Origin of the sequence: Acinetobacter sp. GWC1_38_13, assembly GCF_001767535.1 — a bacterium.
In the GTDB taxonomy this organism is placed as follows: Bacteria; Pseudomonadota; Gammaproteobacteria; order Pseudomonadales; family Moraxellaceae; genus Acinetobacter; species Acinetobacter junii.
The window spans coordinates 1-15,316 of the sequence record NZ_MELG01000031.1 but is presented as its reverse complement, the minus strand read 5'-3'; the positions used below and the strand labels follow the sequence as shown (position 1 = coordinate 15,316).

General features: G+C 37.1%; 11 protein-coding genes and 2 pseudogenes. 8 read left to right on the top strand and 5 right to left on the bottom strand.

Annotated elements, in window-relative coordinates:
* Window positions 1-94 (top strand): annotated as a pseudogene (locus A2003_RS02965) (nicotinamide riboside transporter PnuC); the annotation flags it as partial.
* A 22-nt stretch (window positions 95-116) separates the two neighbouring features.
* Here the strand turns inward: A2003_RS02965 and A2003_RS02960 are convergent.
* Window positions 117-1,253: a glycerophosphodiester phosphodiesterase gene (locus A2003_RS02960; RefSeq protein ID WP_286686780.1), complete on the bottom strand. Its 1,137-nt coding sequence runs from the start codon at window positions 1,251-1,253 to the stop codon at window positions 117-119.
* 152 nt (window positions 1,254-1,405) lie between these two features.
* A complete protein-coding gene (locus A2003_RS02955; RefSeq protein ID WP_279680991.1) occupies window positions 1,406-3,019 on the bottom strand; it encodes a phosphoethanolamine transferase in 1,614 nt (537 codons plus the stop codon).
* 318 nt (window positions 3,020-3,337) lie between these two features.
* Between A2003_RS02955 and A2003_RS02950 the strand changes: the two genes are divergently transcribed.
* The 3 genes from A2003_RS02950 (at window position 3,338) to A2003_RS02940 (ending at window position 8,742) form a co-directional block, all read left to right on the top strand.
* Window positions 3,338-6,442: a multidrug efflux RND transporter permease subunit gene (locus A2003_RS02950; RefSeq protein WP_286686779.1), complete on the top strand. Its 3,105-nt coding sequence runs from the start codon at window positions 3,338-3,340 to the stop codon at window positions 6,440-6,442.
* A 299-nt stretch (window positions 6,443-6,741) separates the two neighbouring features.
* The gene (gene mgtE, locus A2003_RS02945; protein ID WP_004956056.1) at window positions 6,742-8,079 is read left to right on the top strand and encodes a magnesium transporter; all 1,338 of its coding nucleotides are present in this window, start codon (window positions 6,742-6,744) and stop codon (window positions 8,077-8,079) included.
* A gap of 78 nt (window positions 8,080-8,157) precedes the next feature.
* Complete coding sequence (locus A2003_RS02940) at window positions 8,158-8,742, top strand: DUF4112 domain-containing protein (RefSeq protein ID WP_005402216.1); 585 nt, start codon at window positions 8,158-8,160, stop codon at window positions 8,740-8,742.
* 74 nt (window positions 8,743-8,816) lie between these two features.
* Here A2003_RS02940 and htpX read toward each other — a convergent pair whose 3' ends face one another.
* Together htpX and A2003_RS02930 are read right to left on the bottom strand one after the other, a co-directional pair.
* A complete protein-coding gene (gene htpX, locus A2003_RS02935) occupies window positions 8,817-9,722 on the bottom strand; it encodes a protease HtpX (RefSeq protein ID WP_004908232.1) in 906 nt (301 codons plus the stop codon).
* Window positions 9,723-9,936: 214 nt separating this feature from the next.
* Window positions 9,937-10,797: a lytic transglycosylase domain-containing protein gene (locus A2003_RS02930; RefSeq protein ID WP_039048024.1), complete on the bottom strand. Its 861-nt coding sequence runs from the start codon at window positions 10,795-10,797 to the stop codon at window positions 9,937-9,939.
* Window positions 10,798-11,289: 492 nt separating this feature from the next.
* Between A2003_RS02930 and ttcA the strand changes: the two genes are divergently transcribed.
* Both ttcA and A2003_RS02920 read left to right on the top strand, forming a co-directional pair.
* Complete coding sequence (ttcA, locus tag A2003_RS02925; RefSeq protein WP_004908226.1) at window positions 11,290-12,195, top strand: tRNA 2-thiocytidine(32) synthetase TtcA; 906 nt, start codon at window positions 11,290-11,292, stop codon at window positions 12,193-12,195.
* 197 nt (window positions 12,196-12,392) lie between these two features.
* A complete protein-coding gene (locus tag A2003_RS02920; RefSeq protein ID WP_004676693.1) occupies window positions 12,393-12,776 on the top strand; it encodes an SCP2 sterol-binding domain-containing protein in 384 nt (127 codons plus the stop codon).
* Between the two features lie 54 nt (window positions 12,777-12,830).
* Here the strand turns inward: A2003_RS02920 and A2003_RS02915 are convergent, their stop codons facing one another.
* Window positions 12,831-13,940: a transglycosylase SLT domain-containing protein gene (locus A2003_RS02915; RefSeq protein ID WP_286686778.1), complete on the bottom strand. Its 1,110-nt coding sequence runs from the start codon at window positions 13,938-13,940 to the stop codon at window positions 12,831-12,833.
* 371 nt (window positions 13,941-14,311) lie between these two features.
* Here A2003_RS02915 and A2003_RS02910 point away from each other — a divergent pair.
* Window positions 14,312-14,452, top strand: a pseudogene (locus A2003_RS02910) (transcription elongation factor GreAB); the annotation flags it as partial.
* Between the two features lie 131 nt (window positions 14,453-14,583).
* Window positions 14,584-14,826 (top strand): hypothetical protein, encoded by a 243-nt coding sequence (locus A2003_RS02905; RefSeq protein WP_004963492.1) that lies wholly within the window; start codon window positions 14,584-14,586, stop codon window positions 14,824-14,826.
* Window positions 14,827-15,316: the final 490 nt, after the last annotated feature.

The following is a 15,316-nucleotide window of genomic DNA, read 5'->3' as shown; positions in this document are numbered from 1 at the left end:
CTTGTATGCGGTATTTGTAGGTTTAGCGGCTTATGGATGGTGGCAATGGCAACAGGTAAAGCGTAATCAAATAGTAATGAAAGGAAATGGGTAGTTTTGAACTACCCATTGTTGATTTATTGTGCAGAGGTAGTTAAATAACTTTGTACTGCTTTACGCCCAATAGCAGGATCATCAGTAAATACGCCATCAACACCTGCTTTAAAGTAGAGTTGCATTTCTTTGATAGAGCCAGATTCACAACGTTCGTCAGCTTTTGAGCTGCATTTTAATGATTCAGCTAAGAAATTATTCTCAGGTCTGAAAGTATAAGGATGAACCTTTAAACCGACTTGGTGTGCATCTTTTACAAAGGATGTGGTTTCAGTCATGCTTGCATCTTTAAAGACATATACTTTCCATGGTCCAACACCATTTGCATAGCTTGCCACTTCTTTTAGGCCTTGAGCGGTTGCCATATCTCCATATGTTGTCGAGATTTGTTTAGCAACATAGTCTGCTGGTCGAGCTGATTGTTCATCATAAAGCTGGATGAGTTGTGCGTGTTTGAGGCTCTTGTGCAAATCTAACTGTTGTTTAAGGTATTTTAAATTGCTTACTTCAAATGATTGAAGATAGATTGGAGCAATATCTCGACTGTATTTATATTTAGATAAAGTTTGAAGTAAACGATCTTCCATTGCTAGATTTTGATTTTGGAAATACGTTGGATGTTTCGTTTCTATATATAAGCCGACAATCTTGCCGGTTTTTTTGTAATGAGCATCAGCAAGTTCAATAATTTGCTCTAGAGTCGGAACTGGATATAAATCATTGTATTTAGTGTTTTCTGGTCGATATTGTGGAATTCGTTCTCGCGCTTTCAGTTGCTGTAGCTCATTTAAGGTAAAGTCTTCTGTAAACCAGCCTTCAATACTTACACCGTCAATGACTTTAGTTTTTTTACGGTTGGAAAATTCTGGCAATTCTGCAACATTGGTTGTTCCACTAATTTCATTTTCATGACGTGCGACTAACACACCATCTTTGGTCGAAACTAAATCTGGTTCAATGAAATCTGCACCATCTTCGATAGCTTTTTGATAGGAGGCGAGTGTGTGTTCTGGGCGTAGAGCACTAGCACCACGGTGACCAACGACTAAGATTTTCGGTAGCTCATAATTCGGTTGTTTGGAGTTGGTTTGATCATTATTGTCATCATTACAACCAACTAAACTGAGTAAGCTCAGGCAAATCACTGCTTTTTTTAACATAAATTGACTCTTTCATTTTTAATTAAAGCAGTCAGTGTGCAAATTAAATTTATCAAACGGATGACAATAAGATGATAATTTTATGAATTTTTTATAGATAAAAATAAACCCAGCTTAACCTCTTGATCAAACTGGGTGAGATAATAATTTTCTTAGGATTTATTTTCCCAATACGGCCAATTTGCCTCAGGTGTAAAACGATAATCTTGATCTAGCCAATACGAATGATTGGAAGAGGATTTATCTTTCAAGCCCATGATATGCATTAAATTCTGATCCAGTTCAGCAGTATTGAGGTTTGTGTCTTTATTCACGCCTGTTAAATTTAACTTATCCGACCACATGATGACAGGAACTTGGTAGCCTGCTTTGGTCGTTGGGCTATGACCAGCATAATCTAGTTCATGTCCAACTTCATTGCCGTGATCTGAAACTACCGTGAAAGACCTAAAATCAGGTAAATGATCAGCTCTTAAAGTGTCCAGCATTTTTGCCAATAAATGATCTTCATATAGCACTGCATTGTCATAATCATTACGTAAGGAACGAATCCAAGGATCGATATTTCGTGCTTTTAAATCTGATTCAACACGATCATTACTATTACTATTAAATTTATTGAATGTTGTTGGGTAGCGTTCTTGGTAATTAGGATGAGTCCCGATCAGATGTAAAATAATAAGTTTCTTTTCGACGGGATCAGCAAGTGCCTGCTGGTAAATAGGAAGTAAATTTTCATCTAAAGATGAGCTGCTACGACCTGAACGGGTATTTTTATAAATAGCTTGATCCGCATAAGTGCCAAACAATGAGGATAGATAACTATCATCTTGATTACTTAGCCAATAAATTTTATATCCTGCTGCTCGAGCATAAGCCAATACACTTTCGGGTGAATATTTCTTATGTTCTGATGCAGGGCTTTCAGTCAATAAAACACGTAAAGCATTGATGGTAGACGGTGATGGCGAAAACGCATTACAAAAAACTTTTATCTCTGAAAGTCGTTTATTCAACTCAGGAGTGGTATCTCTAGGATAACCGCAAATGCCAAGATTCAAACTGGTTAAGCTTTCAGAAAGTACAAGGACATGGGTTTGTTTACCTTTAGCCTGTCGCGTCATGACTAGATTTTTTTCAGCACTTAGATCCCATTGCTTATGTACATTCTTATGTTGTTTTACTCGCCCACGGAAATCTTGAATCTTAGTTTGATACTCTGTCCAAAAAATAAGAGGATGCACCTTGCGAGAAGGTTTCATCAAATAGCTAGTCAGACTTAATACAGTAAGCAAAATGATAAATGAGCGAAAGATTTTACTTTGCCAAATTTGCTCTACATGTTGAACTTTAATTAATTTAAAGACTGCAAAACTATGCAGCGCGATGAGAATAATTAAACTGATAAAAACAGTAGATACTGCGACTATATGAAGTTGTAGAAATTCCCAAATTTCTTGGCGATTAGTATTGGCAATCGCTTCAATAATAAAGTAGGCTTCACTATCACTACTAAACAGAAACCATGTACTTGATCTAAGCAGTGAGTCGAGTAAAAAAATAAACCACCACAACAAAGAAAAAATATACCAATATGTTTTTCTTCGCGTGATCGCAAAGTAAGTAAAAATAACGCCTGGTAGGGATAAAAAACCTAGACGTAAACCATCTGATAGGTTTCCTGCAACAATTAACAAACCACCTGTAACGAGAGCAGGCAGCAGAATAAGTAGCAGAATATTAAAACTTTTTAAGCTTGCCGTCATAAATGTCAAGTACAATGGGAGAGAGAGCCGAACACGCTAATATCTGTGGAAGTTCTTGACCTGTCAATCTGTATTTGTGAAGTATTTGATTGCGCAGTAAATTAATTTTATATGTATGATCTTCATTTCAAAATGCTTCATACATTTAAGATGTGAACCTTGTAATAAAATCCATTATTTCTCCTCATTTCTTTCGATTTGAAATGATATGTTAAAAGGCATGGTGTTTGCTTAATTGTTCAGTAATGATCAAGAACTGAACTACTCTTATTAGTCTCATTTAACAATTGACTGTTTCAGAAAATGGAATGAACAGCCATGCTATCCAAGTTTTTTATTGAGCGACCAATTTTTGCCACCGTACTCGCGATTATCGTTATGGCGGTTGGTATTTTTTCGATACAAAATCTCCCTGTTGAGCGATATCCAGATATCGCGCCTCCTCGAATTACTGTTTCTGCAACTTATAGTGGTGCAGATGCTCAAGCTGTTGAAGATAGTGTTACGCAAGTGCTTGAACAACAGATCAAAGGAATCGACAATTTACTGTATTTTAGCTCCAGCAGTGATGCGAGTGGTAATAGCCGAATAAGTTTGTTCTTTGAACAGGGCACAGATCCAGATCAAGCACAAGTCCAAGTCCAAAATGCAGTTAATGGGGCAATAAATCGTCTGCCTGAAGATGTTCAACGTCAAGGGGTGAACGTACGCAAGTCACTAAGCGATTCATTTATGGTGATTGGTCTAGGTGATAAATCTGGACGTTCAACAAATTTAGATATTTCTGACTATTTGACCAATAACTTTGAGCTTAATTTGAGCCGTATTGAAGGGATTGGTGAAGTTAATATTTTTGGTTCGCAGTATGCAATGCGAATTTGGTTGGATCCACAAAAACTACAGAGCTATCAATTACAAGTTAGTGATGTTCGATCAGCATTAGAAAATCAAAATACTCAAGTAGCTGCAGGTGCAATTGGAGAACTCCCTTCGGTTGAAAATCAATATCTGAATGCGAAAGTGACCTCAGGGTCTTTGTTACGAACACCTGAACAATTCGAAAACATCGTCGTAAAAGCAAATAATGATGGGCAATTTATTTATCTAAAAGATATCGCACGCGTTGAAGTAGGAGCAGAAAATTATCAAGTTTTTAACCGTTTAAATGGTTATCCAGCATCAGGTCTTTCGCTGTCATTGACCGTTGGTGCAAATGTAATGCAAGTTGCTGATGCAGTATATAAAGAGGTCGCTCGATTAGAAAAAGCATTACCTGAAGGGTATTTTGTGGTGTATCCACGTGATGATACTCCTTTTGTAAAAGAGTCTATGTCACAAGTGGTTTCGACATTAGTTGAGGCAATTATCCTCGTTGTCATGGTGATGTTTATCTTCCTCCAAAACTGGCGAGCAACACTTGTTCCTGCTGTGACCGTACCCGTTGTAATTTTGGGGACGTTTGCTGTTTTATCTGTTTTAGGGATGAGCATTAATACCCTGACATTATTTGCGATGGTATTGGCAATTGGTCTGTTGGTCGATGATGCGATTGTTGTGGTTGAAAATGTTGAACGTCTTATGCACGAACAGCAATTAAGTGCTAAACAAGCTTCGATTCAGTCCATGCAGGAAATCAGTGGAGCATTGGTCGGGATTACTTTGGTTCTAACTGCGGTTTTTATTCCGATGTCGTTCTTTAGTGGAGCAACAGGGATTATCTATCGACAGTTTTCGATAACCCTTGTCGTTGCCATGGTGCTATCACTTTTTGTTGCTTTGATTTTGACTCCAGCAATGTGCGCCATTTTACTCAAACCGCAACAGAAACAGGCGAAATGGGCGATCTGGTTCAATAATAGTTTGGACAATATCAAAACGCGTTATTTGAAGTTTTCAAGTAAGGTTATTGGTTTTAAAGTATTTTCTTTAATCGCGATTGTTGGCTTAATTGCAAGTTTTGTTTTGGTTTATCGAATTCTTCCAACGAGTTTCCTACCTCAAGAAGATCAAGGTTTGCTGGGAGTACAATTTACGCTTCCACAAGGTACACCGATGAGTAAAACAGAAGCGGTAGGTAAGACGATTTCTGATTATTTCCTTGAAAATGAAAAAGCAAATTTGAATGGTGTCATGGTCATCCATGGTCGAAATTTCTCTGGTACAGGACAAAACCTTGGACAAGCATTTATTTCTCTTAAACATTGGGATGATAGACCTGGTTCAGAAAATAGTGCTCAACAGATTCGTGCTAGAGCGATGCAATATTTTTCCAAAAATAATCAAGCGCGAATCATGGTGATTATGCCTTCAGTGATTCGCGGTTTAGGTAACTCAGACAAAATGGATTTCTGGCTTCAGGATACTCAAGGTCTGGGGCGGGATAGTCTTGTGAAGTCTTTTGAAGCTTTACAACAGCAGGGCAATCAGCAGGATTCTGTAGAGAATCTCGATAAAAAAAGCAATGATGATCAAGCCGTATTAAATATTAAGATCGATTATAAGGCTGCGATGATTCATGGTCTTAATGTAAATGATATTAACCAAACTTTATCTACTGCTTGGAGCGGAAGCTATATCAATGACTTTATTGATCGTGGACGGATCAAACGTGTCTATTTACAAGGTGATGCACCATATCGTTCAAAGCCTGAGGATCTAAACTATTGGTATGTAAAAAATGCCAGTGGACAAATGGTGCCTTTTACTCAATTCAGCCAAATAGATTGGCAAGGTGCACCACCGATGTTAGAGCGTTTTATGGGTTACCCTGCGATCAATCTCGAGGCTGATGCAGCTGCTGGTTTTAGCAGTGGGCAAGGCATGCAAGCGATTCAAACTTTAGTAGATCAAATGCCCGAAGTCGGATTGGAATGGAGTGGTTTATCTTATCAAGAGCAACAATCGAGTAATCAAGCGATTTGGTTATATCTGGTTTCAGTCGCGTTTATTTTCCTTTGTTTAGCAGCACTTTATGAAAGTTGGTCTATTCCATCTGTTGTGATGGCAGCCATTCCTTTAGGAATTGGAGGAACGATTATCTTTAGCTATCTGTTTGGCTTTGCTAATGATATTTATTTTCAGATTGCACTACTAACCACGATTGGTTTGTCATGCAAGAATGCAATTTTGATGGTTGAGTTCGCAGCAAGCTTACAGCAACAGGGTCGCAATAGTTTAGATGCGGCATTGCATGCGGCAGGTTTACGTTTAAGACCGATTCTAATGACATCAATTGCTTTTGGTGCGGGTGTTATCCCATTAATGTTTTCAACAGGAGCAGGGGCGCTGAGCCGACAAGCGATTGGTTTTAGTGTGTTTGGCGGTGTGGTTTTTGGAACTGTTTTGGTGCTGATATTTATTCCATTTATGTACGTGTTAGTCACACATTACTTTAAGCCTAAAATGAAAACTGCAAAATTATAGATTATTAAAACTTTAAGTTTTACGAATGAACAATTTGATAGGGGGTATTTTACCTTTGACTCAAATTGTTCATTTTTGTTGTGTAGGTTGAGTAAAAAAAGAAATATTTGTAGTTTTGCCCTGCCGTATAAGCGGTTCTAAGAGGTTTTGTTCCCTAAATGGACATACACAGTTGTGATTTATTCATAATTTCACATTTTATTATTCATCAAAATCAGGATGAAGAACTCTTATTGTCAGTCAACTAAAGGACTGTACAGTACTCTTCATTGCTGATTATTTGTAGTGAAGAGATCCACATGAGCTATAACAACTTTTTATATTTATTAAGCGACGCGTTAAAAAATAATCATATCGAACTCGCTCTAGCATCGCTAAAAACATTTCGCCCTGTTGATATTGCAGATGTATTGACCCAGTTATCTTTAGATCAAAGTCAATTATTATTGACTCATTTGCCTGATCGTGCCTATGTTTTTTCATATTTAGCACCGAATGAACAAGTCAAATTGGCAAAAGCCATGCCACGAAATACCTTGGCTGAAATCATAGGTGAAATGTCATCTGATAAACGTGCAGATGTATTTAAGTGTTTGGATGAAGACCAACAAAATGCATTGTTGCCTGCACTCGCACAGGCTGAAAGAGAAGATATTCGCCAGCTTGCATCTTATCTAGAAGGAACAGCTGGCGCGATTATGAGTTCGGAATATGCAACCTTAAAGCCCAATATGCAGGTCAATGAGGCAATCAAAATGTTGCGTTTAGAGGCCCCTGACACTGAGATGATTTATTTTGCATATGTTCTCGATGAAGCTAGAAAGCTTCTAGGTGTATTATCCTTAAAGCAACTCATCTTAGCAGCTGAAGATCAAAATATTAATTTACTTATGGAAACCAATGTACTGACAGCTTATGTCGATACAGACCAAGATGAGGTTGCAAAGACGATTGCACGTTATGATCTATTGGCATTGCCGATTATTGATCGCAAGGGCATGATGGTCGGTATCGTGACCTATGATGATGCGATGGATGTTGCAAGCGAAGAAGCAACAGAAGACTTTTTAAAAGTAGGTGCAGTAAATGCATCATCGAAACTTAGTATTAAATCTGCTCCGATTCTTCAGCTCTATCAAAAACGTGTCTTTTGGTTGGTGTTTTTAGTTTTTGGTAGTTTACTTTCAGGTATCGGAATAGCGCACTACGAAGATGTGATTGCCCAAAACTTAGTTTTAGTTTTTTTCTTACCGTTACTTGTGGGGAGTGGAGGAAATGCTGGTTCGCAATCATCTACTCTGATGGTGAGAGCTTTAGCGACAGGCGATGTCCAATTTAAGGATTGGTTTTACTTACTCGGACGTGAAAGCCTAGTTGCGTTGTGTTTGGGGGGAACAATGGCGATCGCCGTATCATTACTAGGTTTTTTCCGTGGTGATGAAATGGTGGCTTTAGTCCTTGCCCTAAGTATGATGGGAATCGTATTGATGGGGTGTTTGATTGGTATGAGTTTGCCTTTTATTCTGAATAAAGCTGGTTTAGATCCTGCAAGTGCTTCTGCGCCTTTAGTTACTTCGATTTGTGACGCAACGGGTGTCATTGTTTATTTGTTTATTGCTTCAATGATTTTATTCTAAATTTTAATAATAAATGTACCGACAAAATCTAAAAACTACTTTATTCTCAAGCATAAACGTAGTTTTTAGGTTAGATTGATGACTGGTCAAACAGAACAAAAAAAATTAACTCAACAGCAAGCAATCGCAGTCGAGCGAGATTTAGCTAAATTTGCTAACACAATGGATAGTTTAGTCCGAATTCCCTTCACGAAACAGGGCGTTGGTGCGGATGCTGCATTAAGCACAATCCCATTTGCAGGAGATATTGCGGGTTTCATTCTGACCATGTATGCCTTTAAAAAGGCAAAAGAAGTTGGTGTACCGCAACATAAATTAGCTGGTGTAATTAAGCTTGCCATTCTCGATATGCTGGTTGGATTTGTACCGATTGTTGGGACACTATTTGATGTATTTATCCGTCCAAGTCGTAAAACATTAGAGATTGTGCATGACCACATCCGTGAGGAATACCAAGTGCATAGTGATATCCATGTGGTACATCCATTTTTGCATGAGTCTTTGGAACAAAAGCAAAAGACCTCAGCATTTTGGCGTAATCCTATTGTAAGTTGGATTTGGTTACGTATTCCTGATCTATTAGGAATTGCTGTGTTGATCCTACTGATTCTCGCTGTTTGGCTCGGTGTCAGTTATTTATGGCAACTTTATCACTCATTCTAATCGGCTTAATTTGCACTCATAAATATAAATAAAGCCTCCATTAAGGAGGCTTTATTTTGTTTAATCTATTTGAATTATTGAACATTTAATTGTTGTAGAGCTGCTACACGTTGTTCAATACTTGGGTGAGTTTGGAATAAAGCTGCTAAGCTGAAACCTTGCTCTTTACCTTCAGTAATCGCAAAAGCTTTCATTTCTTTTGGCATTTGATCAGGCATCTCTGATTCTGCTTGTAAACGGAGTAATGCCGAAATCATCGCTTGTTTACCCGCTAAACGTGCTCCAGCCTCATCTGCGCGGTATTCACGTTGACGAGAAAACCACATCACGATCGTAGAGGCTAAAATACCAAATACGATATCGAGAACAATGGTAATTGCGAAGTAAGCAAGACCAGGTGCTTCTCCATCTTCACGACCAAAGACATTGCGGTCAATGAAATCGCCTGCGACACGTGCAAAGAACATCACAAAGGCGTTCACAACACCTTGTATCAATGCCAAAGTAACCATATCACCATTTGCAACGTGACCGATTTCATGTGCAAGAACCGCACGCAATTCATCTTTATTCATTCGCTCAAGTAAGCCAGTTGATACAGCTACTAGAGCATCATTCTTGTTCCAACCCGTTGCAAACGCATTTGATTGGTATGACGGGAAGATACCCACCTCAGGCATTTTGATACCTGCACGTTGGGATAATTGAGCAACTTCTTGTAACAACCACGCTTCAGCCTGATTTCGAGGCGCATTTGGGTCAATTAATTCAGTTCCAGTGGTTTTTTTAGCCATCCACTTCGACATGAAGAGGGAAATTAATGAACCCACCATACCAAAGACAAAACAGACGACCAAAAGGTTGCCTAGATTCAAGCCACCCGCGCCATGGTAACTACCGACACCGAAGAGTGACAAGATAATGCCAGCTACAACCAGTACCGCGAGGTTGGTTAGCAAGAACAAACCAATCCGCATCATTGAGAAAACCCTCATGTAAAGAAAAAGTAATCTGATTTATAAATTTAAATCATGATCATAATATGCAGGGCGATGCTTAAAAATTCAAGCAAAAAATGGGCGTAGATACATTAAGCTAATAAAACAATGAACTAGTATTTAAACAGTCACTTAGCGAGTGAGAAAGTTATAAAATCAACACCAAAATCATAGTATGAGAATATAGGCTAAACGATCATTCGCTAATATTTATTCGAGCGGATGCAGTTGCATTTGCCGTAGTATATGTACCTGATGCTGCATCAGTAAAAGTACCATCAGCTAGGGTAATGATTTGTCGATTATATTGTTTTGGTGGAGGACTCGGTTCGCTTCGTGGTGGAGTAGTGTAGTTCGCAGACTGAGCTAGTACTTGTCCACTTTGAGCAGACGATGAATTACTCATGCCTAGACCAGAAGCATATAAGTTTTGATAACGACTAGTTACTCGACGGACATAGTCTTGAGTTTCTCTAAATGGAGGAATTCCACCATATTTATCAACATTACCTTCTCCAGCATTATAGGCTGCAAGTGCAAGTTGAGTATTTCCATTAAATCTTCGTAGTAACCAACTGAGGTATTTTGCACCAGCATATATGTTTTGTTGAGGGTCGTATGCATTACTTACATTAAAACGTCGAGCCGTTGCTGGCATGAGTTGCATTAAACCTTGAGCGCCAACAGGAGAACGTGCGTTGATATTAAATCCTGATTCAGTATGCATCACAGCTTTGATTAATCCTTCTGCAACTCCATGTTGTTGAGCTGCTTGTCGAATTATTTGATCAAATGCATTTTTATTACGACTATAGCTAGGAAGTACTGAAGCTTCACTCGCACCCCAGTTGCTATAACTGTGAATATTACTATCAGGATAATAAGTGGCTTTCACCACTTTGAGATGGCTATATTCTGTCTTTTTCTTGTTGGTGAGTAGTGTAGTGCCGTTAGTATCTTTGAATTGATAAATGGTCTGACCAGCATATATTGCTGAGCAGCTCATTAAACCGACTGTCCCCAACCAAAGGGCGAAAAAATAATTTTTACTATCCATCGTTATAATATTCGCAAAAAAGCATAATTTCTTCACAGCAGTTTAACAAAAAAAATCATAAAAAGAACTTTTGCTACAATTTTTTTAATTTTGACTGTCTGACAAAAATCAAGTCCTTTTGTGCGAATGTTCATCAAAAAAAATTAAATATTTTTTTTGAAAACGAAAACTTGACATATATAAGTAATTGATTTTAATTGTTAAAAAGTGTTGGTTAAAAAATGATCAATTTGATCGGAAGCCTTATTTTCAGATAAAAGCAGTTTGTCAATAGCGAAGAAATCCACAATTTTATCCACAGGTTTTGTGGAAAACTGTGGAAAAGTTTGAAATATATGCAATCTAGCTAAATCTGATCAAATTTGATGCAGGTTTTGTCAGTATTCTTTTTGAATATGACGAATGAAAGAAATTGAAAAATTCTTTTGGTGCGCAAATTTTCGGAATCGGATAAAATCTCGCGGTATTTTTGTTTATGGGTAAATCACGTCTATGTACGCGCCAGTGGAGTCCAACCAAGGATTTAATTTCAAGCCAGAACTTCCGACAAGTTCGGCGTATTATCGCCTGTTGAAAAAACTTCGTCGCCAAGTAGGGCATGCAATTCGTGATTACAACATGATCGAAGATGGCGATAAGGTAATGGTATGTGTGTCTGGAGGTAAAGACAGTTATACATTGCTTGATATCTTGTTGCAGTTTAAGCGCATTGCACCGATCAATTTTGATATCGTGGCTGTGAATCTTGACCAAAAGCAACCTGGTTTCCCAGAAGACGTGCTACCACGCTATATGGAAGAAAATAACATTCCATATTATATCCTTGAGAAGGATACCTATACGATTACTAAGCGTTTAACGCCAGAAGGTAAAACGTATTGCGCCGTTTGCTCTCGTTTACGTCGTGGTTCACTCTATGGTTTTGCTCAAGAAATTGGCGCAACCAAAGTTGCATTAGGTCATCACCGTGATGACATCATGGCGACATTCTTTTTGAACTTGTTCCATGGCGGCAGTTTAAAAGCGATGCCACCAAAATTATTATCTTCGGATAAAAAGAACATTCTGATTCGTCCATTGGCATATGTTGAAGAAAAAGACATCATCAAATATGCAGAGTTAAGAAAGTTCCCGATTATTCCGTGTAATCTTTGCGGTTCGCAAGAAAATCTACAGCGTGCGATCATCAATGACATGCTACGTGAATGGGATAAACAATATCCGAAACGTTTACATAGTATTTTTGGGGCATTACAGAATGTTTCTCCATCACAACTAGCGGACCGTGAATTATTTGATTTCGAGGCATTGGATAGTCAACGTGAGTTTGATATGAAAGATCCAGAAGAAATGAAAAATCGTCTCGATGTGGTGAATTTGAGTTTTGCTGCAGAGTAAAATGTAAAAGTTTTTTAAAAGGCACTTTGATAAGTGCCTTTTCTTTATAAATTTTTTAAAAATTGAATATCGCGTACAAAAAATCATAGCCTAAAATAAAAATTACATGCTATAACAGGGCACGAGCAAAAAGCTTCATGTGATGTCGTCTGGATAGATGGCACAAGAAACTGAACAAATACATTTGAGGAATAATCATGGCTGCATTTTTAACTGATGATTGGTTTGCAACTGTTGAAAAACTTACTGCTGAAGCAGGTGATTTAAATTTACCACCAGCACTTGCAAACTTAGCGATTAACTTAGTTGTAACAGATGCAGCTGGAAATACAGAGTTAGCTTTAGACGCTGGTAAAATCCAAAAGGGTTTATCTCCAAATGCTAAAACAACTTTAAATATGGATGCAGAGACTCTACGTAAAGTGTTCTTAGAGTTTGATATGGCAGCTGCTATGCAAGCATTCATGACAGGTAAAATTAAAGTGCAAGGCGACATGTCTCAATTGATGGCATTACAAACTGCTAAGCCTAGCCAAGAACAAAAAGATTTATTCAAAAAGGTTCTTGAACAAACTGCATAAGTTTATTCATAAAAAAAGCTTACCGTTGGTAAGCTTTTTTTTGCGCTGAGCATTTTAAACTTCGATACGATTACTCGTTTTTAGATGCTCTAGATATGCACGGATTCGGGTGACGTACTGTAATGCTTGCTTGTAACGACCATTACGTGCTTGATTACGCTGTAAATAGTCATAAAGGTTTACCCATTGATTTGGGTTCTTACCTTGAGCCTTAATACGTTTTTGAATCTGATTTACTGCACCTGGTCCCATATTGTATGCAACCAGCGCATACCAGTTACGATCTGGATAGGGAACATTTTCATATTGATCTAACATAAGATCATAATACTTAGCACCGCCCTGAATGCTTTGTATTGGATCCGTACGGTTAGTTACACCCATTGCTTGCGCAGTGCTGCTCGTCAGCATCATCAAACCACGAACACCCGTGGGAGACACCGAAGTGGGTTTTAAATATGATTCTTGATAACCAATTGCAGCTAATAAATGCCAATCTAAATTATATTTCGCAGCACTTTGTTTAAAGTTTGCCTTATAGATTGGAAGACGCTGATTGAGGTCTTTTTGAATCGTTGACCAAGATTCAGGTTTAACGACATTACGATTATAAAAAGAGGCTAATTGCTGAGTTGTTCCTGACTGTTTGCTTTGGCAAACAAAACCACTTGCAGTTAAAGTCAATGGATCGTCAGCTTGTTTAAACACCCAGTTTAATTGAGGGTTTAAACCATTTTTACTCAAAGTTGCTTGATCGCCACAACTTGCAGAAAAGGAAACAAGCTGTTTACTTTCAATCGTTGCAAGATTTGCTGTGGTCATTGCAAGATTTGCTTTGCCTTGAGCAATCCATTTTAAAGCAGTGGCATTGTCAGGTACGGTCTTAAAATCTAACTTTACGTTGAGACTTTGTGCGTAGTTTCGAGCTAAATCGTAACCGAAACCATGTAAAAATTCGCCGTCTTTAAAAACTGTGGTTGGATTTTCAACTGCAACCACGGTTAAAACTTTTGTCGTTACGACTGTGTTGTATTGATGAGATTTCTCAGCATTCAAGCTATTAAAAGGAAGGATTGCGAATCCTAAAGCTAAAGCTTGAAATGGACGTTTAGAAGATAAAGAGTTAAGGCTAGGCCTAGACCCAGAACTTGAATTACTGTGCATGTTGTCTCCGCTACAGATAATTTATGCCCTAAAAGCTCAGAAAACAAAAACTTCGCTTTTAAAAGTTGATAAATTCGATAAGGGGTGGGCAAGTCATGAACGTCATTCAAAATGACATTGGGTTGATCGGATATTTAATAAATGTTTCACAACATTTACAAAATGTATAAAAAGTAAACAAAAACTAACTTAGGGGCGCATATTAAGGGTCAAAAAACTGATTGTCAAATTTTGTACAGTAAAAAAATGAGAAATACATCACAACCGTCTGATTTGAAAAAGAATAAAATTTATACACTTTGGTGATGATCAAATAAGGAATACAATGCTAAATCTTGTAAGTGGAATGTTGTAATAGCGTATTTTTATCTATGAAATCGAATTTAATTACTCGTACAGGACATGATTTATTGGTTGCCGAGTTGAAATAGCTTTGGCATGACGAGCGACCTGAGATCACTAAAAAAGTAAATTGGGCAGCAAGTTTAGGCGATCGTTCGGAAAATGCTGATTCGTCAAAATAACCCTATTTTTTATACTATTTAATGTCAATTATTTAATTTTAATAGATATTTAAAATAGTATATATACTATATGTATGTACTATTTTGAAGAACATATCAAATATAAGTTAAAGGGAAAAATGAAAACAAAAATTTTAGAAGTTATAGAAAAACAAGATGGTAATACTGAACTTTTGTTGGATTACTGGAAATTTGTAGATGAAATAAAATTTGATTTCGTTTTTACGGCTAAATTTTTAATTAATAAATTTAATTTGGAAGGCTATGATGATCTTTCTGAGAGAGTAGCAGACGCAGGCTCACTTCTTATAAAGAAATTAAAAGATTGTAATAATTGTTATGCTGATTTTGTTTTTTTGTAATAGAGCAAATTTTAAAAATTTAAAATTGAAAATATTAAGAGAAGATATAATTTGCTATGATTGTAAAAAAAATAGAAATCTTAAGAAAGTTAAAAAATTGATTGTCGAAATTCAGGAACACGAATGTATATTAAATAATGAAAATTTAGAATTTTTGGAATTGAGTTATTTGGAGAAAATTTATTTATACCTTTAAATTGAAAATTATAAAAATAGCCCTCTTAAAAATTGGAATCCTTTATATGCATTAAATTATAGTGGTGATCAATTTTTAGCAATAAAAATCATAGAAAAAGGATATATAAAAGAAATTGAAGGCTGTCATTCTTGTAATTTAAAACAAGCTGAATTGCGCTCATTACTTATGGGGAATCAAAAAGAATTTGATGATGAATTGAAAAATAAAATAAAAAACTAGGGTGTGTTGACACTTTTAGCTTAAAAAAATAGCGAAGTAGTAAAATCAAATCGCCAAACCCAATTTTACTAT

What these genes read in the sequence shown, in the direction of transcription:
- A2003_RS02955 (WP_279680991.1), bottom strand. Translation starts at nt 3,019, where the DNA reads ATGACGGCAAGCTTAAAAAGTTTTAATATTCTGCTACTTATTCTGCTG.
- ttcA (WP_004908226.1), top strand. Translation starts at nt 11,290, where the DNA reads ATGTACGCGCCAGTGGAGTCCAACCAAGGATTTAATTTCAAGCCAGAA.
- htpX (WP_004908232.1), bottom strand. Translation starts at nt 9,722, where the DNA reads ATGATGCGGATTGGTTTGTTCTTGCTAACCAACCTCGCGGTACTGGTT.
- A2003_RS02915 (WP_286686778.1), bottom strand. Translation starts at nt 13,940, where the DNA reads ATGCACAGTAATTCAAGTTCTGGGTCTAGGCCTAGCCTTAACTCTTTA.
- A2003_RS02960 (WP_286686780.1), bottom strand. Translation starts at nt 1,253, where the DNA reads ATGTTAAAAAAAGCAGTGATTTGCCTGAGCTTACTCAGTTTAGTTGGT.
- mgtE (WP_004956056.1), top strand. Translation starts at nt 6,742, where the DNA reads ATGAGCTATAACAACTTTTTATATTTATTAAGCGACGCGTTAAAAAAT.
- A2003_RS02920 (WP_004676693.1), top strand. Translation starts at nt 12,393, where the DNA reads ATGGCTGCATTTTTAACTGATGATTGGTTTGCAACTGTTGAAAAACTT.
- A2003_RS02905 (WP_004963492.1), top strand. Translation starts at nt 14,584, where the DNA reads ATGAAAACAAAAATTTTAGAAGTTATAGAAAAACAAGATGGTAATACT.
- A2003_RS02930 (WP_039048024.1), bottom strand. Translation starts at nt 10,797, where the DNA reads ATGGATAGTAAAAATTATTTTTTCGCCCTTTGGTTGGGGACAGTCGGT.
- A2003_RS02940 (WP_005402216.1), top strand. Translation starts at nt 8,158, where the DNA reads ATGACTGGTCAAACAGAACAAAAAAAATTAACTCAACAGCAAGCAATC.
- A2003_RS02950 (WP_286686779.1), top strand. Translation starts at nt 3,338, where the DNA reads ATGCTATCCAAGTTTTTTATTGAGCGACCAATTTTTGCCACCGTACTC.